This is a genomic window from Xanthomonas sp. JAI131, from assembly GCF_013410075.1.
GTDB classification, from domain to species: Bacteria; Pseudomonadota; Gammaproteobacteria; order Xanthomonadales; family Xanthomonadaceae; genus Xanthomonas_A; species Xanthomonas_A bonasiae.
On sequence record NZ_JACCCN010000006.1, the window covers coordinates 364,553 to 385,737 of the forward strand.

Genomic DNA, 21,185 nt, shown 5'->3' on the forward strand with positions numbered 1-21,185 from the left:
GCGTCCGCGGCGATTATCCGCGCGGGCGCCGCCTGCGGGGAATCGCTCAGCCGCCGATCGGCGTGGCCAGCCCTTGCGCGATGGCCTCGCGGATCAGTTCCTCGGCCTGCTGCCGCGCGCGTGCGCTGGCATCGGCCTGCTGCTTGCCCAGTCGGGACTGCTCCAATCCGAGTTGCGCCTGTTGCCTGGCCAGGTCCTGGATCTTCTTGCCCAGGTCCTGCCGGCGCATCTGCTCGGTCGCGCGCTGTGCCGCCATGCGCTCGATCTGCGCCTGGCTGGCGGCGCCACGGCTGGCGGCGACCGCCGCCTCGGCCTGGCGCGCGGCGCTCTCGGCCATCTGCGCGCTCAGTTCCGCCATGCGTTCGCCCAGGTCGCCCTGGCGCTCGCCGAGATCGCCTTGCTGGTCGCCCAGCTCGGCCTGCGCATCGGCCAACTCCAGGGTCTGCGCGTGCAGCGCCTGGAAGCGCGCCAGCGCCGCCGGATCGCGGACCACGTAACGATGGCCGGCATGGCGCAACCACAGGATCTCGCCGTCGTTGCCGGCCAGGCGACGCGCTTCGCGCAGGTCGTCCAGCGAGGCGTCCATCAGATTGTGCCCGTCCTGCACCAGCACGTAGGCGTCCTGGTCGTTGTGCGGCGAGAGCGACATGCGGCCTTGGGTGAGCAGCGGCGCATCGGTTTCCGGCGGCGCCGCGGGTGCGGGCGGCGGCACCGGCGCCGTCGGCGGCTCCGGGGGGCTCGCCGGCGCCGCGGGTGCGGGCCGTGCCAGCACGCTGGCCACGATCGAGGTCGCCTTCGCCGCAGGCGCGGCGGCGGCGGGTGCGGCCGCTACGACCGGAGCGGCGGCCGGCGCAGCCACCGCTGCCGCGTTCGCCGGCGCCGGCTTGGCCACCAGGCGCAACGGCATGACCCCGGCCAGCGCGATCGCGGCGGTGATCAGCCCGGCGCCCAGGCGCGAGAAGGAGGCGGTGCTCTGCAGCATCAGCAGCCGCCGCTTCAGGCTGACGAAGCTGGGCGAGGCACTGGCCACGCCGGCCGCCGGCCGCGGCGCCACGCCGAGCTGTACCAGCAGCCGCGCGTAGTTGTGCCGGCAGTGCCGGTGCCCGGCGACCACCGCCGCATCGCAGGCCGCTTCGCGGGCCAGTGCGTATTCGCGCACCGCTAGGTGCACCAGCGGATGGAAGAAGAACAGGTGCTGCGCCAGCGTCGGCAGCAGGCCCCACCACAGGTCGCGGCGCTGCAGATGCACCAGCTCGTGGGTCAATGCCATATCCAGATCGTCGGCATGCATCGCCGCCAGGCGCCGCGCCGGCAGCAGCAGCACCGGCCGCCACGGGCCGATCAGCTGCGGCGAATCGATCTGCGCGGACAGCCGCAGCTGCGGCGGCTGGCGCAGGCCGTGCGCTTCGGCGGCCAGGCGCAAGGCGCCGAGCAAGGCGGCATCGGTGCACGGCGTGCTGGTGCGCACCAGGCGCCGGCTGGCGCGGTAGGCATGGCCGCTGCGCAGTGCGCCGAGCAGCACGCCCGCCAGCCACAGCGCGACCAGCGCCTGCGCCCAGGACAGCGGCGCGGCGGCAGCGGCCTGTTGCGTGGCGGCATGCGGCGATGCGGCAGTCGCGGCAGTCGCAGCGCCCGCATCCTGCAGCGATGCGGCCGGCAATGCGGTCGCGGCTATGGCGGTCCGTGCCGGCGCAGCCGGCAACACCGGCAGCTGCAGCGCACCGGCCCACAGCAGGCCGAGCACGGTCTGCGCGCCGACCAGCCACCACAGCCGGCAGCGCGTGGCCGCCGGCAATGCCGGCAACCAGCGGCACAGCGCCCAGATCGCCGCGACCAGGATCGCCGCCTGTACGCTGGTCGCCAGCAGCCGCGACAACAGGGTCTCGAACAACGTCGTGCCGAAGATCGTGTCCATGCCTCAGTCCTCCCGCCGCTGCGATTGCAACTTGGCTACCAATGCCTCGAGTTCGGCCAGTTCGTCGTCGCTGACCTCGGCGCGCTGCGACATCCACGCCACGAACGGCGACACCGAGCCTTGCAAGGTCTTCTCGACGAAGCTGCCGACCGCGCTGCGCACCACGTCGTCCTGGCCGCTGGTGGCGGCGTAGCGGTACACGCCCTGCACCTGGCGCCGGCGCAGATAGGCCTTGGCGCGCAGCCGCTCCATCATCGTCAGCACGGTGGAGCGGGCCAGCCCGCGGGTCTCGCCGAAGCCGGCGGCGACTTCGCCGACGCTGGCCTCGCCCTGTTCGCCGATGTACTGCAGCAGGGCCAGTTCCTGGTCCCCGATCGATTTGCGTCGCATCCGCCCGCTCCAGTGACTACACGTGTCGCCAAAGCTACCCGTGGCGACATCTGTAGTCAATAGGCCGTCGGTCACTGGCTTGGCCCCCTCCTGCCGACAGGGCTGGCCATGGCGCCTGCGGCGCGAGCCGCGGCTCCGCAGGCGCGCGGCTCAGCCGAAATCGAAATAGAACCTGCCGTTGTAGTTGGCGATGAAACCGGTGAGCGCATCGCTGATGGCACTGGTGAACGTGGGGCCATACCTCCAGTCCGGCGCGCCCGCCCAATAGTCGTGCCAGCTGTCCGGCAGCGGGACTAGCGCCTCGTCCGGCACGTCATCCTCGTTCACCCAGACCGGTTGGCCTGCATCGGTATCGATCATGAATGCCCAGTACTGATTCGGATCGTCGCGCAGCGTCGTCACCTGCGCGCCCTGCAACGCCACTTCCAGTTGCGCCTTGATCTCGTCCAGGTGCGGCTGGTCGTACCCGTGCACGCTCAGGCCGTTCTGCGCCCCGTTGTCGGCGAGCCAGTCCGCAAGCGCCGTATCGACCGCCTGCGCATAGCCATCGAAATGGGTATAGGCCGCGCGCGCAGTGGCTTTGCACCAGATCGCCACCGGCGAGCACGGCCCTCCCGGCCGGGAATAGAAGCCGGTGTTCCGTTCTTCGCCGGCGTCCACCAGACCCCAGGCATTCTGCGGAATGTAGTAGTAGTTCACGGCCGATCTCCGATTGCGGCTGGCTGCATGCAGACAACAACGCAATCGGCACGCCACTGTGAATGCGTGGCCTCTGCAGGGTGGACCTCATCCGCTCGCCTGCGCGCGGACCATGAGCACGGCCAGCGGCAACGGCCCGCGCTGGCCGTTTGCCGCTGTCGCTCCCGTCGCAACGACCCGGTCGTCGTGCAGGCTGCGGCTCAGCCCTGCGGACCGCCCATCACCGGCAGGATCGCGCCGCTGATGTAGCTGGCGGTGATCGGCGAGGCCAGGAACACATAGGCCGGCGACAGTTCCTCCGGCTGTGCCGGGCGGCCCATCGCGCTGCTCTTGCCGAACTCGGCCACGTCCTCGGCGGACTTGTCGGCCGGGTTCAGCGGGGTCCACACCGGGCCCGGCGCGACCGCGTTGACGCGGATCCCGCGCGGCTGCAGCTGGCTGGCCAGGGCCATGGTGAAGGCGTGGATCGCGCCCTTGGTGGCCGAGTAGTCGAGCAGCGACTTGCTGCCGAACAGGCCGGTCTCCGAGCCGCTGTTGATGATCGCCGCACCGCGCTTGAGATGCGGCAAGGCCGCGCGCGCCATGTGGAAGTAGCCGCCGATGTTGGTCTGCAGGGTTTCCTGCAGGTGCGCGTCGCTGAGGTCTTCCAGGGCATGGCAATGCAACTGGAAGGCGGCATTGTTGACCAGCACGTCGAGGCCGCCGAAGGCACGCACGGTCTGCGCCACAGCGTCTTCGCAAAACCTGGGATCCTTCACGTCGCCGGCGATGGTCAGGCAGCGCCGGCCTTCCTTCTCCACGTGCGCGCGGGTCACCTGCGCGTCCTCGTGCTCGTCCAGGTACAGCACCGCCACGTCGGCGCCTTCGCGCGCGAACAGCACCGCCACCGCGCGGCCGATGCCCGAGTCGGCGCCGGTGACGATCGCGCTCATGCCGCGCAGCTTGCCGCTGCCCACGTACTCGGGCGCCTCGAAGCGCGGTTGCAGCGCCAGGTCGCCTTCCTTGCCCGGCTTGCGCAAGTGCTGCCTAGGCATCTTCTCCGGCTGCTTGCGCAGCCCGGCCTGGGTCGGCGCGGACGGCTTGGCCTTGGCTTTCGACTGCGCCTCGTCGGCATCGGTCGCGCGCTGCAAGGCGCGCTGTTGGCGTGCGGTCTTGGCGGCTGCGGCGCCGGATCGGGACGCCGCCGGCTTGGATGGAGCGGTCTTGGTGGATGCGGCAGGACGCTTGTTGCTGGAAGCCATCGGCATTGCTCCGGAATGCGGGACGCGGCGCTGCATGGCGCCGCATCGGGTGTGGATGGACGGACGTGGGCGATCGGGCGCAAGCGCGCTAGGCGCGGCCGGCGACGCCTTCGACGCCGGCATGCTGGGCGCAATGCGCGCAGCAGAACATGCGGCCGCCAGCTTCCACGCCATGGCCGACGATGCGGCAATCGCAGTGGCTGCAGTGCGGGGCGAAGGCGTGGATCGCGCATTCGAACGAATCGAAGGTGCCGCTGCGGGCGCCCTGGGTCAGGGTAAAGGCCTTGTCGTAGTCGTTGCCGCAGACATCGCAGGTGGCCATGGTCAGGCTCCGGTTGGCTGGGAAACCGCAGTCTGGCCAAGCCCACGGCCACGTCGGGTGAAGCCGGCCGCCGATCTCTTCATGCAGCGCAAACATCCGCCGCGACACGCTCGCCTTATCCGCAGAAGGAAACCGTCCATGATCCGCCATCCGCTCGCCCTCGCCGTTCCCCTCGCCGCCAGCTTGCTGCTCGGTGCGTGCAGCACCACCCAGATCGCCGAGGTGCAGCCGATCGACGGCGTCATCTCCGGCCAGTGCCACATCGACAAGGTGCGCGGCGCCGCCGGCCTGGCCGCTGCGCATACCACCGTCGAACGCGCCCGCGTCGACAGCGACAGCCTGAAGGTGCAGGTGGTCAACAGCAGCGTCGGCCACAGCGGCGCCACTTCCAGCGGCGTGGACAGCGCATCGCGCGGTGCCGGCGAGAGCGGCGGCGATCGCCTGACCATCGAGGTCGGCCCGTACAACAACATCACCACGCTGTATTGCGGTTGATGCCGCGCGCCGCCGGTTGAGCGACGCAGGCGGCGCGGTTCTGCCGCGACCGTGTCGCGACGCGCGCTGCAGGCGCAGCCGCGCCAGCGCTGCGCTCAGGCGCGGCCGCGCGAGCGCGCGGCGTTCCCGGCCACCACGCCGCTGACGGCCCGACGCGGCGGCGTGGACTTCGTCGACTTGGTTTCGGCCGCCTTCGAGACCGTCTTCCTGTTGGCTGGCGTGGCCTTGGTCGCCTTGCGGGTCGCGGCACGCGCCCGCGCCAGGTACTTCAGCGTGGCCAGGTCCCATTGCCGCTCGCCGCGCACGCGCTCGCACAGCCCGTGCAATTCGCCGCCGCGCCAGCCGGCGAACACGCACGGGTCGATGTAGGCCTTGCGGCACACCGCCGGGGTATTGCCCAGCGCATCGGCCACCTCGCGGATCACCGCGTTCTGCGCCAGCTTCAGCGCGCGCTCGCTGCTGGGTTCGGGCAGGGGCAGCTGCGCCAGCCGCTGCAGCGCGGCGCGGGTGCCGCCCCAGGTGCGGAAGTCCTTGGCGGTGAAGCTCTCGCCCATCGCCTCGCGCAGGTAGTCGTTGACCTCGCCCGAGTCCACCGGCTGCAGCTGGCCGTCGTCGTCGCGGTACTGGAACAGCGCCTGCCCGGGCAATTGCTGGCAACCGCGGATCAGCTTGACCAGGCGCACGTCGTCGACCTCGATGTCGTGCTCCTGCCCGCCCTTGCCGCGGAACTTCAGCCGCGCGCGGCCGCCCTTGACGAACGCCAGGTGCCGGTTGCGCAGCGTGGTCAGGCCGTAGGAGCGGTTGCTGCGCGCGTATTCGGCGTTGCCGACGCGCACCAGGGTCTCGGCCATCAGCGCCACCACCATCGCCAGCACCTTGTCGCGCGGGTAGCCGGGCAGCGCCAGGTCGCGGCGCAGGCGTCGGCGCAGCCGCGGCAGGGCCTGGCCGAAGGCCATGATCCGTTCGAACTTGCCGTCGCCGCGCACCTGCGCCCAGTCGGCGTGGTAGCGGTACTGCTTGCGCCGCCGCGCATCGCGGCCGGTGGCCTGCACGTGGCCGTTGGCCTTGGTGCAGATCCACACCTCGGTATAGGCCGGCGGGATGGCCAGCTGGCGGATGCGCTGCAGGGTCGGCGCGTCGCGCACCGCGCTGCCGTCGGGCAGGCGGTAGCCGAAGCCTTTGCCGGCGCGGCGGCGGGCGATGCCGGGCTGGTCGTCGCTGACATAGACCAGGCCGGCGCTGCTGGCGGCCTGCCTGGCCTGCAGCGCGCGCGCCGCCTCGGTGGCGGCGGTGGGACGGGACGCGTTGGACATCGGGACGCCAGCGGTTGGGGAGCGGCGATTGTCGGCAGCGCGCTGCCTAGGCCGCGTCAACGGCGGCCGGTTAACGTGTGGCGAACGCGACTTGTCCGATTCTTCTGCGCTTATGCTGGACCCGTCCTCCCTCCACCCATCAGGAGCCCCGATGAGCACTTTCCTTTCTTCTCGTGCGTCCGCGCGTGCCGGCCTGTTCGGCACGGCATGCCTGGCGCTGGCACTGGCCGCGTGCACCGCGCCGCCGCCGGACGAGCAGGAACAGGTGGCGGCCAAGGCCCAGGCCGCCGCGCAGCAGGCCGCCGCGCCGGATCCGGCCAGCGCCCCGGAGCCGCCGCCGGTCGGCACCTGCGACGCCTCGCAGGCGCAGGGCCTGGTCGGCCAGGCCGCCGAACAGGCGCTGCTGGACCAGGCGCGCAGCGACACCGGCGCCAAGAGCGTGCGCGTGCTCAAGCCGAACCAGGCGGTGACCATGGAGTTCGACGGCGAACGGCTCAACATCGAGGTCGATGCCAAGAACCAGATCACCGGCGTGCGCTGCGGCTGAGGCCCGTCCGGCGGCACCTGCAGGCGCCGTGCGCGGTTGCGGCAGCGAGGCGGTTGCCGCCACTACGGTTGCAGCTGCAACCGTGTATTGCGGCACCGCACCAACATGTGCTTTAGTCGATGTTCCGGTGACCTCAAGATGCGCTCCAGGATAGAGCGGGGGCGAGTGTCGCCGCGTTCCTTCGGATCGCTTTTCAGAGGCAGACATGGCCCCCCGCAACCGCCACGGGCTCTACGACCCCCAAGATGAGCGCGATGCCTGTGGTTTCGGCATGGTCGCGCAACTCGATGACCAACCCTCGCGGGCCCTGGTCGATACCGCCATTGCCGCGCTGTCGCGGATGACCCACCGTGGCGGCGTCGCCGCCGACGGGCTGACCGGCGACGGCTGCGGCCTGCTGATCCGCAAACCCGATGCGTTCCTGCGTGCGCTGGCGCGCGACGCCGGCATCGCGGTGGGCGCGCGCTTCGCCGCCGGCCAGGTGTTCATGCCGCGCGACGACGTGGACGGTGCCGCACGCTGCCGCCAGGTGCTGGAAGAGGAACTGCTCCGCGCCGGCACGCAGCCGCGCGGCTGGCGGGTCACCCCCACCGACGATTCGGTGTGCGGGCAGCTGGCCAAGGACACCTTGCCGCACATCGAGCAGGTGTTCGTCGATGCCGGCGCCGAGCACAGCGAAGACGGTTTCGCCCTGGCCCTGTTCCTGGCGCGCCGCCGCGCCGAGCAGCGCCTGCGCGACATCGCCGACTTCTACGTCACCACGCTCTCGCCCAACGGCATCAGCTACAAGGGCATGGTGCTGCCGGACAAGCTCAGCACCTTCTACCCGGACCTGCAGCGCAGCGACCTGGCCTCCAGCGCGATCGTGTTCCACCAGCGCTTCTCGACCAACACGCTGCCGCGCTGGCCGCTGGCGCATCCGTTCCGGCTGCTCGCGCACAACGGCGAGATCAACACCATCGAGGGCAACCGGCACTGGGCGCAGGCGCGCAGCAAGGTGTGGAAGACCCCACGCTTCGACATCGCCGAGTTCGACCCGGTGATCTCGATGCACGGCTCCGATTCGCAGAGCCTGGACAACATGCTCGAGCTGCTGGTCGCCGGCGGCATGGACCTGCTGCAGGCGCTGCGCATCCTGGTCCCGCCGGCGACCCAGTCGCTGGAGTTCAAGGACGCCGACCTGGCCGCGTTCTACGAGTTCTACGGGCTCAATACCGAGCCGTGGGACGGCCCGGCCGGCATCGTCGCCTGCGACGGCCGCTATGCGGCGTGCATGCTCGACCGCAACGGGCTGCGCCCGGCGCGCTGGATGCTGACCTCCGACCGCCATTTCCTGGTCGCCTCCGAAGCCGGCGTGTGGGAATTGCCGGCCGAGCGCGTGACCCGCAAGGGCAAGCTCGGCCCGGGCGAGATGATGGCCATCGACCTCAAGCGCGGCGACCTGCTCGACTCGGACGCGATCGACCGCATCAACCGCGGCCGCGCTCCGTACAAGCAATGGCTGCAGCAGGGCGTGACCTACCTGCAGACCGAGCTGATCGATCCGTCGCTGGTCGAGGAGCCGTTCGACGAGCGCACCCTGCGCAGCTACCACAAGCTGTTTCAGCTCAGCACCGAGGAAGTGGAGCAGGTGCTGCGGCCGCTGGCCGAGACCGAGCAGGAAGCCACCGGCTCGATGGGCGACGACACCCCGATGGCGGTGCTCAGCCGCCACACCCGGCCGCTGTACGACTACTTCCGCCAGGCGTTCGCGCAGGTCACCAACCCGCCGATCGATCCGCTGCGGGAAGACTGCGTGATGTCGCTGACCACCCAGCTCGGCAAGGAGACCAACATCTTCCATGCCGGCCCGGAGACGGTGAACCACGTCATCCTCAATTCGCCGGTGCTCAGCCAGCGCAAGCTGCGCCAGCTGCTGAAGATGGAGCAGTACCAGACCCGCAACGCGCAGATCGACCTGTCCTACAGCGTCGAGGAGGGCCTCAAGGCCGGCCTGGAACGGATCTGCGCCGAGGCCGAGCAGGCGGTGCGCGACGGCAAGGTCATGCTGCTGCTGACCGACCGCTACCCGGTGCCGGAACGGCCGATGGCGCATGCGCTGCTGGCCACCGGCGCGGTGCACCACCATCTGTCGCGCGCCGGCCTGCGCTGCGACGCCAACCTGATCATCGAGACCGGCACCGCGCGCGATCCGCACCACATGGCCTGCCTGCTCGGGTTCGGCGCCACCGCGGTGTATCCGTACCTGGCCTACCAGACCCTGTTCGACCTGGGCCGGCGCGGCATCCTGCTGCTGAAGAAGGGCGGCGAACAGGCGCAGATCGGCCGCAAGTACCGCAAGGGCATCTACAAGGGCCTGTCCAAGATCATCTCCAAGATGGGCATCTGCACCATCGCCAGCTACCGCGGCGCGCAGCTGTTCGAGATCGTCGGACTGGATCCGGACGTGGTCCAGCTGTGCTTCCCGGACACCGCCTCGCGCATCGGCGGGGTCAACCTGGCGCGGCTGGACACCGAGGCGCGGCAGCTGACCGCGCGCGCCTGGAACGACCTGCTCAAGCCGGAAGTGGGCGGGCTGCTGAAGTACGTGCACGGCGGCGAGTACCACATGTACAACCCGGACGTGGTCATGACCCTGCAGCGCGCCACGCGCAGCGGCGAGCAGGCCGACTGGGCCGCGTACGCCGAGGCGGTGCATGCGCGTCCGCCGTCGGCGCTGCGCGACCTGCTGCAGCTCAAGCGCGCCGAGGTGCCGACCCCGCTGGACGAGGTCGCCCCGGCCGCCGACCTGCTGCGCCGCTTCGACACCGCCGCGATCAGCCTGGGCGCACTGTCTCCCGAGGCGCACGAGGCGCTGGCGATCGCGATGAACCGCCTCGGCGGGCGCAGCAACTCCGGCGAAGGCGGCGAAGACCCGGCGCGCTACGGCACCGAGAAGCGCTCCAAGATCAAGCAGGTGGCCTCCGGCCGCTTCGGCGTCACTCCCGAGTACCTGGTCAATGCCGAGGTGCTGCAGATCAAGGTCGCGCAGGGCGCCAAGCCCGGCGAAGGCGGCCAGCTGCCCGGGCACAAGGTCAACGAGCTGATCGCGCGGCTGCGCTACGCCAAGCCGGGCATCGGCCTGATCTCGCCGCCGCCGCACCACGACATCTATTCGATCGAGGACCTGGCGCAGCTGATCTACGACCTCAAGCAGGTCAACCCGACCGCATTGGTGTCGGTGAAGCTGGTCAGCCATGCCGGCGTGGGCACCATCGCCGCCGGCGTGGTCAAGGCCGGCGCCGACCTGATCACCGTGTCCGGCCACGACGGCGGCACCGGCGCCAGCCCGGTCAGCTCGATCCGCTATGCCGGCGTGCCGTGGGAACTGGGCCTGGCCGAGTCGCACCAGGCGCTGGTCGCCAACAACCTGCGCGACCGCACCATCCTGCAGACCGACGGCGGCCTGAAGACCGGCCTGGACGTGATCAAGGCCGCGATCCTGGGCGCCGACAGCTTCGGCTTCGGCACCGGCCCGATGATCGTGCTCGGCTGCAAGTACCTGCGCATCTGCCACCTCAACAACTGCGCCACCGGCGTGGCCACGCAGGACGAACGGCTGCGCGCCAACTACTTCACCGGCCTGCCCGAGCGGGTGGAGAATTTCTTCAAGCTGCTGTCCGAAGAAGTGCGGCAGTGGCTGTCGTACCTGGGCGCGCGCTCGCTGGACGAGATCATCGGCCGCACCGAGCTGCTGCAGCAACTGGACGTGTCGCCGCGCGAAGGCGTGCGCGTGGACCTGTCGCGGCTGCTCAAGGACGTGCGCTACGACGGCGGCCATTGCGCGGCGCAGCGCCTGTACGAATCGCCGGACAGCCTGGCCACGCAGATGGACGGCCTGCTCGCCGACGCGATCGCCAACAAGACCGGCGGCGACCATCGCTTCCTGATCCACAACACCGACCGCTCGATCGGCGCGCGCCTGTCCGGCGCCATCGCCCGCGTGCACGGCAACCACGGCATGGACGACGCGCCGCTGACCCTGCGCTTCCGCGGCTCGGCCGGGCAGAGCTTCGGCGCGTTCAACGCCGGCGGCCTGCAGTTGGAGCTGGAAGGCGAGGCCAACGACTACGTCGGCAAGGGCATGGCCGGCGGCCGCCTGGTGGTGCGTCCGCCGCGCGGCGCGCGCTTCGAGGCGCGCAGCACCGCGATCATCGGCAACACCTGCCTGTACGGCGCCACCGGCGGCGAGCTGTACGCCGCCGGCCGCGCCGGCGAGCGCTTCGGCGTGCGCAACTCCGGCGCGCTGGCGGTGATCGAAGGCGCCGGCGACCACTGCTGCGAGTACATGACCGACGGCATCGTGCTGGTGCTGGGCAAGGTCGGGCTGAATTTCGGCGCCGGCTTCACCGGCGGCCTGGCCTACGTGCTCGACGTCGACCGCGATTTCGTCGACCGCTACAACCACGAGCTGATCGACATCCATCGCATCTCCGCCGAAGGCTTCGAAAGCCACCGCCAGCACCTGCACAAACTGATCAGCCGCCACCGCGAACTGACCGGCAGCATCTGGGCGCAGCAGATCCTCGACGAGTTCCGCGACTACGTCGGCAAGTTCTGGCTGGTCAAGCCGAAGGCGGCGAGCATCGAGTCGCTGACCGAATCGTTGCGCCGAGCCGCCTGATGGCGGCCCGTCGCAGCGAAGGGATTGGGGATTCGAGATTCGGGATTGGGAACAGCAAGCCCGCATCGGATCCGACGCCAGTCCCTCGCTTTCTCGAATCCCAAATCCCCAATCCCGAATCCCTGCCCCTATGAGCCGCAAACAAGCCTTCCAGTTCCTCGACCTGCCCCGGCAGATGCCGCAGCGCATCCCGGTGGAGCTGCGTACGTCCGGCGACTGGAACGAGCTGTACGGCAAGTTCGACAAGGCCGACGCGCAGTACCAGGCCGGGCGCTGCCTGGATTGCGGCAATCCGTACTGCAGCTGGAAATGTCCGGTGCACAACGCGATCCCGCAGTGGCTGCAGCTGGTGCAGGAGAACCGCATCGAGGAAGCCGCGGCGCTGTGCCACAGCACCAATCCGCTGCCGGAAGTGTGCGGCCGGGTGTGCCCGCAGGACCGCCTGTGCGAAGGCAGCTGCACGCTGGAGGAATTCGGCGCGGTCACCATCGGCGCGGTGGAGAAGTACATCGTCGATACCGCGCTCAACAACGGCTGGCGCCCGGACCTGAGCCAGGTCCAGGCCACCGGCAAGCGCGTGGCGGTGATCGGCGCCGGCCCGGCCGGACTCAGCTGCGCCGACCGCCTGGTCCGCGCCGGCATCCATGCGGTGGTCTACGACCGCTACGAACAGATCGGCGGGCTGCTGCAGTTCGGCATCCCCAGCTTCAAGCTCGACAAGAGCGTGATCGGCAAGCGCCGCGAGGTGCTCGAAGGCATGGGCGTGGAGTTCCGCCTGGGCGTGGAGATCGGCCGCGACGTGAGCCTGGAGCAGTTGCTCGGCGAATACGACGCCGTGTTCCTCGGCACCGGCGCCTACCGCTACACCGACGGCGGCCTGGCCGGCCAGGACCTGCCCGGCGTACTGCCGGCGCTGCCGTTCCTGGTGCAGAACAGCCGCATCGTCGGCGGCAACGATCCGTGGGGTCGGCCGATCGCCGGCTGGGAAGACACCATCGCGCTGCCGGACCTGAGCGGCAAGCGCGTGGTGGTGCTCGGCGGCGGCGACACCGGCATGGACTGCGTGCGCAGCGCGATCCGCCTGGGCGCGGCCAAGGTCACCTGCGCCTATCGCCGCGACGAAGCCAACATGCCCGGCTCGGCGCGCGAAGTGGCCAACGCGCGCGAGGAAGGCGTGCGCTTCCTGTTCAACCGCCAGCCGCTGGCGGTGGAAGCCGATGCCAGCGGCAAGCTGGCCGGCGTGCGCGTGGTGCAGACCCGCCTGGGCGAACCCGATGCGCGCGGCCGCCAGGCCGCGGTGCCGATCGAAGGCAGCGAATCGCTGCTGGATGCGGACGTGGTGATCATCGCCTTCGGCTTCTCGCCGAGCGTGCCGGAATGGCTGGCCGCGCAGGGCGTGGAAGGCACCGCCAATGGCCGCATCCTGGCCGGCGGCAGCGACTCCGACGGCAGCGGCCGCCTGCCGTACCAGACCACCAACCCCAAGCTGTTCGCCGGCGGCGATGCGGTACGCGGCGCGGACCTGGTGGTGACCGCGGTCGCCGAAGGCCGCGACGCGGCCGCCAGCATCGCCGAATGGATCGGCAACCGCCTGCCGGTGACCACCCAGGCCGCGGCCTGAGCGGGATCGACCGCATCCAAGCGACGTCGTTGCATGCCCGGCTGCGCGCGGCCGGGCAGAAGGTTTGCGCGGATTGACGGCGATGCAGCGGCACTCGTCCTGGGCCCGGCATCCGCCGCGCCCCACGACGCCGGCATGGTCGCGTCGGGACTGAAGTCCCTCCCACAAGTGCGCCCTTCAGGCACCGCAGCCCCCCCCTGTAGGAGCGGCTTCAGCCGCGACGAGCGAAGCCGGAAACCATGCGGCTCGACAATCTGTCAGAGCTGAGAACCCATCCCACAAGTGCACTCGCCGGGCATGGAAGCCCCCTGTAGGAGCGACGAGCGGCGTCGGAAACCACGCGGCTCGGCCATCTGCCAGGGCTGAAATCCCGATCCGCAAGTGCACGCACCGGGCATGGAAGCCCCTGTGGGAGCGACTTCAGTCGCGACGAGCGGAGTCGCAATCCGCCTGGTTCGGCGCTCTGTCGGGGCTGAAGCCCCTCCTGCAAAAGCGCCCGGTGGATGCGCCCACGCAGGCCGTTCAAACCAGGCCGACCATCCATGCGCCACAAAGCGGGGATTGCACCTGAATCGCCACGCACGCAACGCCGTTTTTCGCACGAGTGAATGAGGCGCTAACGCACGAACGCCTAGGCTGGCCGCGCGCGTGCGATCCGCGCACCCTTGCACCGCCGGCGGCTTCCCCCGATGGCACAACCGCATCCTCCCCTCCCCCAAGGACGCTCCCCCATGTCGCTTTCCTCTCTCTGGTCGTCGCGGCTACGCCCCGTCGCTCCCGCCGTGTTCCTGCTCGCCCTCGCCTTCGGCGCATCCGCCCAGGACGGCAAGAGCGTGCTCAAGTACGCCGGCGTCAACCTCTCCGGCGCCGAATTCAATTCCGGCAAGAAGCCGGGCACGCTGTACAAGGACTACACCTATCCGGGCCCGGCGGACTACAGCTACTTCGCCGGCAAGGGCATGAACATCGTGCGCCTGCCGTTCCTGTGGGAACGCCTGCAGCCCACCGCCAAGGGCGAGTTCGATCCCGCGCAGCTGGCGCAGATCAAGAAGGCGGTGGCGCAGGCCAAGGCCAACCACCTGCATCTGATCCTGGACCCGCACAACTACGCCAAGTACAACGGCGCGCTGATCGGCAGCGACGGCGCGCCGGCCGAGGTGTTCGCCGACCTGTGGCGACGCCTGGCGACCGAATTCAAGGGCGACGACACGGTGATCTTCGGCCTGATGAACGAACCCAACGCGGTGTCCTCCACCGATTGGGCCGCGGCCGCGCAAGCGGCGATCAACGCGATCCGCAAGGCAGGGGCCAAGAACCTGGTGCTGGTCCCCGGCACCGCCTACACCGGCGCGCACAGCTGGCGCAGCACCTACTACGGCACCTCCAACGCGGTGGCGCTGCAGCCGCTGACGGATCCGGGCAACCGCATGGCCTTCGAAGCGCACCAGTATTTCGACAAGGACAACAGCGGCACCAAGGGCGAATGCGTCAGCGCCACCGCCGGCGCCGAGAAACTGGCCGGCTTCGTCAGCTGGCTGCGCGAGAACAAGAAGGTCGGCTTCATCGGCGAGTTCGCCACCGCCGATACCCCCGTCTGCAACCAGGCCCTGGAAGGCCTGCTCAGCTACATCGAGCAGAACAACGACGTGATCGTCGGCTGGACCTGGTGGGCGGCCGGCGCGTGGTGGAAGAACGACTATCCGTTCAACGTGCAACCGAACAAGGACGGCAGCGACAAGCCGCAGATGTCGATCCTGTCCAAGCACGCGCGCAAGGTGACCGGGAAGTAAGCGCACCGGCGCTGCCGGGCGATCGCCCGGCGCGCCGTTCCTGCACGCGTGGTCGCGGCCGCGCAGAAAAGCATCGCATACGCCGCCGCATGCAGTGCGGCGGCGATGGCCGACAGAGAACCAGTGCGCGTTGGCCATGCCAAGCCCTGCACAGATCCGCGCATGCACGCATGCCGGTCGTAGTGGCGCAACCGGGAATGCATTACGGTGCGAGCAAACACACCGTTTGTCATCAGCTCGGCCAACCCGCGATCCGCCTGGCCGAGTCTCCCCCCGCTGATGCAGAAGGAGGCTCCCCATGGTCCATGCCTCGCCGTGCCTGCGCGCAATGCGCCTGGCGCTGTTGTTGTCCTTGCTCGCCGTGCTGCCACCATTGCACGCGCAAGGCGTGCTGAAATTCGCCGGCGTCAATCTGTCCGGCGCGGAGATCAGCTCCAGCAAGAAGCCCGGCGTACTCAACGTCGACTACTTCTATCCGCGCGATGCCGACTACGCGTATTTCGCCGGCAAGGGCATGAACATCGTGCGCCTGCCGGTGTTGTGGGAACGCCTGCAGCCCAGCCCGCAGGGCCGGCTGGACGCGGCGCAGCTGGCGTTGATCAAGGCCGCGGCGAAGCAGGCCAAGGCGCAGCGCATGCACCTGATCGTGGACATCCACAACTACGCCAGCTACTACGGCGACAAGATCGGCAGCGCGACCGTGCCGATCAAGACCTTCAGCGATCTGTGGCAGCGCCTGGCGCTCGAGTTCAAGGACGATAACGCCGTGGTCTTCGGCCTGATGAACGAGCCGAACAACATCGCGCCCGGAATGTGGGCCGCGGCCGCGCAGGCCGCGGTGGATGCGATCCGCGTCACCGGCGCGCGCAACCTGATCCTGGTGCCGGGCGCGCTGTGGAGCGGCGCGCACAGCTGGTACTCGACCGTCGGCGGCGAATCCAACGCCACCGCGCTGGCGGCGCTGTACGACCCGCTGCGGCGCACCGCCATCGAAGTGCACCAGTATCTGGACATCGATTCCAGCGGCACCAGCGCCACCTGCGTGAGCGGCAGCATCGGTGCCGAACGCCTGGTCGGCTTCACCGACTGGCTGCGCACGACCGGACACATCGGCTTCCTCGGCGAGTTCGGTGCTGCCGACAATGCCGCATGCCGGCAGGCGCTGGACGGCATGCTCGGCTACATCGAGCAACACAGCGCGGTGTGGTTGGGCTGGAGCTACTGGGCGGGGGGCGCCTGGTGGAGCGCGGACTATCCGTTCAACGTGCAACCCGGTGCGGACGGCCGCGACAAACCGCAGATGTCGATCCTGTTGGCCAGGGCGAAGCGCATCGCGCGCTGACACCGCGTTTCCTGCGAGCGAGAACACCGCAGCGCGGGTCGAACAAGGCCTGAGCGTCGGCGACGGCATGCGTGGCGCCAACGCGTCGGCGCCACGCACGCAAATCGCTGGCATGCCGATTGCAACGGATGGGAACAGCCCGCGCCACACACCTGGTGCGCGGCGGCGCCCATTCGCTCTTCCCCCCACGAAGAAGGCAATCCCATGCGACGCAATTCCCTCTCCCTCCTGCTTGCTCCCTCACGCTGGCTGCTGCGCGCAGCGCTGTGCCTGCTGCTGGCCACCAGTACCTGCACCGCGCTCGCCCAGGACGGCGCGCACTACGCCGGCCTCAACCTGGCCGGCGCCGAATTCAACTCGGCCAAGAAGCCGGGTGTGGTCTTCAAGGACTACCTGTATCCGCGCGACAGCGACTACGCCTACGTCGCCGCGCAAGGCATGAACATCGTGCGCCTGCCGTTCCTGTGGGAACGCCTGCAACCCACCGCCAACGGCGAATTGGACGCCACCCAGCTCGGCTATCTGCAGACCGCGGTGAGCCGCGCCAAAAGCCACAACCTGCGCGTGATCCTGGACCTGCACAACTACGCCAAGTACGACGGTGCGCGGATCGGCAGCGACGGCACGCCCGCCAGCGTGCTGGCCGACCTGTGGCGGCGCCTGGCGATCGTGTTCGGCAACGACGACGCGGTGATCTTCGGGCTGATGAACGAGCCCAACGGCATTTCCTCCGGCGACTGGACCGCCGCCGCGCAACTGGCGATCGATGCGATCCGCGGCGCCGGCGCCTACAACCTGATCATGGTGCCGGGCACCGCGTACACCGGCGCGCACAGCTGGAACAGCACCTGGTACGGCGTGTCCAACGCGGCATCGCTGGTGTCGATCGAGGATCCGGTCGAGAACCTGGTGTTCGAGGTCCACCAGTACCTGGACCAGGACTACAGCGGCACCAGCGCCGACTGCGTCAGCGCCAGCATCGGCTCGGAGAAGCTGCAGGCCTTCACCCAGTGGCTGCGGGCCAACGGCTACAAGGGCTTCCTCGGCGAATTCGGCGCCAGCAGCAACGCCACCTGCATGGCCGCGCTCGACGACATGCTCGGCTACGTGCACGACAACGCCGACGTGTGGCTGGGCTGGACCGCGTGGGCCGCCGGCGCCTGGTGGAAGACCGACTACGCGTTCAACCTGCAGCCGAACCAGGACGGCACGGACAAGCCGCAGATGAGCGTGCTGTCGGCGCGGGCGCGGGAGATCGTTCAGTAGCGGGGATTCGGGATGGCGGGATTGGTGGAGCGCGGAGCGGCTCGGTTCGGCGGCGTCGGACTTCGGTCGATGGCGATAGCGGGCGATTGAGTCCGTACCGCGATCGGGCGCAGACTGTCGCTCCTCTTCCGCACGGATCGACGTATGCGCCTGGGCCTGGCCGCCAACCGACTGCACCACCAGGGCAAGGATGCCGCCCTGTTCCGCTGGCTACGCGCCTGCGAGGCCGGCATCCGCGAACTGCAGCTCGGCCTGCACGCGGTCGGCCGCACCCACGAGGCGATCGCGCGCGCCGGCTGGCTGTCGGGCTACGCGGAACTCAAGCGCTATCCGTTCGGCCGCGAAGGCGGACTGATGAAGCTGGTCGCCGAAGTGGTGGGCCTGGAAGGCGCCGAACGCACCCTCGACGGGGCGATCTACTTCATCGATCCGGTCGATCCGTCCTCGATCTTTCCCGAAGCGATCGCGCTCAAGCGCCAGTGCGTGATCCACGGCAAGCCCTTCATCTCCACCGTGGCCAGCGCCCGCGACTGGATCGAGATGGAGCGCGTGCACGCCGGGCTGGCCGCCGATGCCGGTGCCGACGACCTGCATGCGCTGGAGCGGCACACCCTGGCGCTGATCGCGCACGATGCGATGAAGCCGCAGATGCTGGCCTTCGCCAGCGAGCATTTCGACCTGTTGTCGCGCTTCGCCGAGCGCGTGGCCACCGGCACCACCGGCCAGCGCCTCAACGAACTGGCCTGGAGCCGCGGCTGGCCGCAGGGCCAGGACTGGGTGCACCGCTACCAGAGCGGGCCGATGGGCGGCGATGCGCAGATCGCCGACCGCGTGCTGGAACGGCGTTGCCAACGCGCGATCTTCTTCGAGGATCCGCACGTGGCGCGCCAGCATGAGGCGGACATCCAGTTGCTGGAGCGCGCGGTGACCACGGTGACCGACAGCGCGGTGTGCATCACCTCGCCCCTGGTCGCCGCACGCTGGGCGCAGGCGGCGGCGAAGCGGGCGCTGCCGTCGGCCTGAGCGGCTGCGAGCGTTTCTCCAGGCCATTGGCCCCCTGTGGGAACCCCTGTGGGAGCGACTTCAGTCGCGACGCGCATTACCTAGAATGCCCGTCGCGATTTTGCTGCGCTGCCATCCGGAACCGCTCCCAACTGGTGGCGTCTCCAAGTCGAATGCTCCCGGCGGTGTCCGGACGCCGGCAGGCCCGGGCCGGACGCATGGTTCCAGGAAGGAACCAACCTACCGCGTGGGTTCTGCCCTTCGCAGTGACCTTCTCCAAGTGCTTTTTTCATCGCACTGACCTGAGCGCTTCTTCTCACCCTCGCTTCGCTTTCGAGCAAACGCGATAGCAGCGGACCTGCGCAGACTGCGTGACACGTCCGCACGACCCGTGATCCGCTAGGCGGCTGCGGCCAGCAGCGTCGTCCGCCCAGCCGCGGAAAGATATGGCGCACGCGCGATCGCGACACTTCATACGCCCCCCACATCGCGTGACCGCGCTCACAGTCACTGCCATGTCACGCCTGTCGCCAACACTGCCGCCTGTCCAGATCCTGGGGGGATCCGATGTCGCGTTTCATCCTGCACCTGCTGTTGCTGGGTGCCGCAGTGCTGTGCTCCATCCCGTCCGCCGCCGCGCAGCAGGCCGAACGCCTGCGCGTGCACGGCTCCAACAGCGTCGGCGCACAGCTGATGCCGGCACTGGTCGAATCCTGGTTGCACAGCATCGGCTATCGGCAGATCCAGCGACGCCGCGTCGATGCGGCGACGCTGGAAATCTCCGCACTGCGCGACGACGCACCGCTGGTGGTGGAGATCGGCAGCGCCGGTTCGGCCGCCGGCTTCGCCGATCTGGTCCGCGGCGACGCCGAGCTGGCGATGCTGGCGCGGGCCCCCGACGCGCGCGAACGCGATGCCGCCTGGCAGCTTGGCGATCTGTCCTCGCCGGACCAGAACTTCGTCCTCGCCCTGGACGGCGCGCGCGTCCTGGTCGCCGCCGACAATCCGCTGGCCTCGCTCAGCGTCGCGCAATTGCGCGACATCCTCAGCGGGCGGCTGACGCGCTGGTCGCAACTCGGCGGCGCCGACCTGCCGATCGAGGTGCAGCGCAATGCGGAACGCAGCGGATTGGGCGACTTCCTGCGCGAACGCCTGCCGCTGCCGGCAACCGCGCGGGCCGCCTCGCAACAGATCCATCCCAGCCTGGTCGAAGCGGCGCAAGCCGTGGCCGAACACCCGGCGGCGCTGGCGATCGTCGCGCTGACCACGCCGCTGCCGGCCGGCACCCGTGCGCTCGCCATCGCCGACGGCGGCATCGCCGTACTGCCCACGCCGGCCAGCGTCCGTGGCGAGGACTATCCGCTGGTGCAGCGCTACAGCCTGTACGGCGGGCAGATGATGTCGGCGCTCGGCCGCAGCCTGGCGCTGTATTCGGTCGGCGCGCAGGCGCAGCAGGTCGTGCGCCGGATCGGACCGATCCCGATGGCCATCGCGCCCGATCCGACCCACGCGGCCCAGGCAAGCCCCGACACGCGCCAGGCCGATGCCTACCTGCAGGCCGGCGCCGGCGCGCAGCGCCTGACCACTACCCTGCGTTTCAGCCTGCAGTCGTTGAACTCGATGTTCGAGGCGCGCAGCGCGCAGGACCTGGACCGGTTGATCGCCTACATGCATCAGCCGGCCATGCGCGGCCGCGCCCTGGGCATCATCGGCTTCGCCACGCCGGACACGGCCAACCGCCTGTATCCGACCATCGCCAGCAACGACCGCGCCGACGTGGTCGCTGCCTATCTGTCTCAGCGCGGCATCGTGGTCAAACGCGCGCGCGGGCTGGGCGCGGCGCGCCCCCTGGTCGGCGGCGAGGATGCGGCGGCCAAGGCGCGCAACGAACGGGTCGAGATCTGGTTGCTGGATGCCGGACGCTGACCGCCACGGCGCAACCTGAACGCAGCGCGTGCATGTTCACTTGCTGCAGAACCCCCGGTTGGGAGCATGACGATTCTGGTCGAACGGAGAACGTCATGAACGACACCAACAAGATCCTGTCGCGGCCGCTGCTGGCCATGTCGCTTTCGCTCGCGCTGGCCGTCGGCAGTGCCCATGCGCAAGCGCCGGCACCGGGTGGCCCGGCGCTGACCCAGGCGCAGGTAAAAGCCCTGCTGAGCGAGCAGGGCTATACCAAGCTGGACAAGCTGAAATTCGAAGACGGTCTCTGGAAGACCGAAGCCACCAGCGGCGACGGCAAGCGCGGCGATGTGCGTGTGGGTGCGCGCGGCGGTCGCATCTACGCGGAAGGAGTGCCGTCGAAGCTGAGCGAAGCGGAAATACGGGCGGCGCTGACGGCGGCGGGGTACACGCAGGTCCACGACCTGAAGTACGACGAGGGGTTGTGGGAAGCACGTGCGCACAGTGCGGCGGGTCAGCGGGTGGAGCTCTACGCGGACCCGACGGATGGAGGGGTGGTGAGCGCGGAGGTGGACTGAGGGGCGTGGTGTTTGTGTATCTCGCGGCCAATAAAAAATCCCCGTCCTTGCGGACGGGGATTTGGGGTAAAGCCCCTGGCGATGACCTACTCTCGC

At 69.6% G+C, this 21,185-nt stretch carries 15 protein-coding genes and 1 pseudogene; 10 read left to right on the forward strand and 6 right to left on the reverse strand.

Annotated features, from left to right (window positions below; translation table 11 throughout):
- Positions 1–46 precede the first annotated feature (46 nt).
- The 5 genes from HDC36_RS23100 to HDC36_RS23120 all read right to left on the reverse strand — a co-directional run bounded on the left by HDC36_RS23100 (position 47) and on the right by HDC36_RS23120 (position 4,567).
- Positions 47–1,915 (reverse strand): M56 family metallopeptidase, encoded by a 1,869-nt coding sequence (locus tag HDC36_RS23100; RefSeq protein ID WP_179571184.1) that lies wholly within the window; start codon positions 1,913–1,915, stop codon positions 47–49.
- 3 nt (positions 1,916–1,918) lie between these two features.
- Positions 1,919–2,305 carry a BlaI/MecI/CopY family transcriptional regulator gene (locus tag HDC36_RS23105; RefSeq protein ID WP_053836589.1) on the reverse strand — a complete coding sequence of 129 codons (387 nt, stop codon included), beginning with the start codon at positions 2,303–2,305 and terminating at the stop codon, positions 1,919–1,921.
- A gap of 150 nt (positions 2,306–2,455) precedes the next feature.
- Positions 2,456–3,004 carry a hypothetical protein gene (locus HDC36_RS23110; protein ID WP_179571185.1) on the reverse strand — a complete coding sequence of 183 codons (549 nt, stop codon included), beginning with the start codon at positions 3,002–3,004 and terminating at the stop codon, positions 2,456–2,458.
- Between the two features lie 200 nt (positions 3,005–3,204).
- Entirely contained in the window at positions 3,205–4,251 is a 1,047-nt protein-coding gene (locus HDC36_RS23115; RefSeq protein WP_179571186.1) for an SDR family oxidoreductase, read from the reverse strand.
- 82 nt (positions 4,252–4,333) lie between these two features.
- A complete protein-coding gene (locus tag HDC36_RS23120) occupies positions 4,334–4,567 on the reverse strand; it encodes a hypothetical protein (protein ID WP_179571187.1) in 234 nt (77 codons plus the stop codon).
- A gap of 138 nt (positions 4,568–4,705) precedes the next feature.
- Here HDC36_RS23120 and HDC36_RS23125 point away from each other — a divergent pair, with 138 nt between their 5' ends.
- Complete coding sequence (locus tag HDC36_RS23125) at positions 4,706–5,062, forward strand: hypothetical protein (protein ID WP_179571188.1); 357 nt, start codon at positions 4,706–4,708, stop codon at positions 5,060–5,062.
- Positions 5,063–5,157: 95 nt separating this feature from the next.
- Here HDC36_RS23125 and HDC36_RS23130 read toward each other — a convergent pair whose 3' ends face one another.
- The gene (locus HDC36_RS23130) at positions 5,158–6,375 is read right to left on the reverse strand and encodes a DNA topoisomerase IB (protein WP_179571189.1); all 1,218 of its coding nucleotides are present in this window, start codon (positions 6,373–6,375) and stop codon (positions 5,158–5,160) included.
- 151 nt (positions 6,376–6,526) lie between these two features.
- On the opposite strand from HDC36_RS23130, the gene HDC36_RS23135 reads away from it, so the two are divergent.
- The 9 genes and pseudogenes from HDC36_RS23135 (at position 6,527) to HDC36_RS23175 (ending at position 21,089) form a co-directional block, all read left to right on the forward strand.
- Complete coding sequence (locus tag HDC36_RS23135; RefSeq protein ID WP_225210129.1) at positions 6,527–6,922, forward strand: I78 family peptidase inhibitor; 396 nt, start codon at positions 6,527–6,529, stop codon at positions 6,920–6,922.
- Between the two features lie 205 nt (positions 6,923–7,127).
- Positions 7,128–11,585, forward strand: coding sequence for a glutamate synthase large subunit (gltB, locus tag HDC36_RS23140; RefSeq protein WP_179571190.1), 4,458 nt, complete (start codon positions 7,128–7,130; stop codon positions 11,583–11,585).
- Positions 11,586–11,715: 130 nt separating this feature from the next.
- Positions 11,716–13,206: an FAD-dependent oxidoreductase gene (locus tag HDC36_RS23145; RefSeq protein WP_179571191.1), complete on the forward strand. Its 1,491-nt coding sequence runs from the start codon at positions 11,716–11,718 to the stop codon at positions 13,204–13,206.
- 836 nt (positions 13,207–14,042) lie between these two features.
- Positions 14,043–14,996 (forward strand): annotated as a pseudogene (locus HDC36_RS23150) (glycoside hydrolase family 5 protein); the annotation flags it as partial.
- A 352-nt stretch (positions 14,997–15,348) separates the two neighbouring features.
- The gene (locus HDC36_RS23155) at positions 15,349–16,338 is read left to right on the forward strand and encodes a glycoside hydrolase family 5 protein (RefSeq protein ID WP_255432910.1); all 990 of its coding nucleotides are present in this window, start codon (positions 15,349–15,351) and stop codon (positions 16,336–16,338) included.
- A 204-nt stretch (positions 16,339–16,542) separates the two neighbouring features.
- On the forward strand, positions 16,543–17,604 hold the full coding sequence (locus tag HDC36_RS23160) for a glycoside hydrolase family 5 protein (protein WP_179571194.1): 1,062 nt from the start codon (positions 16,543–16,545) through the stop codon (positions 17,602–17,604).
- 144 nt (positions 17,605–17,748) lie between these two features.
- Positions 17,749–18,627, forward strand: a complete 879-nt coding sequence (locus HDC36_RS23165; RefSeq protein WP_179571195.1) for a methylglyoxal synthase — start codon at positions 17,749–17,751, stop codon at positions 18,625–18,627.
- A 546-nt stretch (positions 18,628–19,173) separates the two neighbouring features.
- Complete coding sequence (locus tag HDC36_RS23170) at positions 19,174–20,532, forward strand: substrate-binding domain-containing protein (protein WP_179571196.1); 1,359 nt, start codon at positions 19,174–19,176, stop codon at positions 20,530–20,532.
- 95 nt (positions 20,533–20,627) lie between these two features.
- Positions 20,628–21,089, forward strand: coding sequence for a PepSY domain-containing protein (locus tag HDC36_RS23175; protein WP_179571197.1), 462 nt, complete (start codon positions 20,628–20,630; stop codon positions 21,087–21,089).
- Positions 21,090–21,185: the final 96 nt, after the last annotated feature.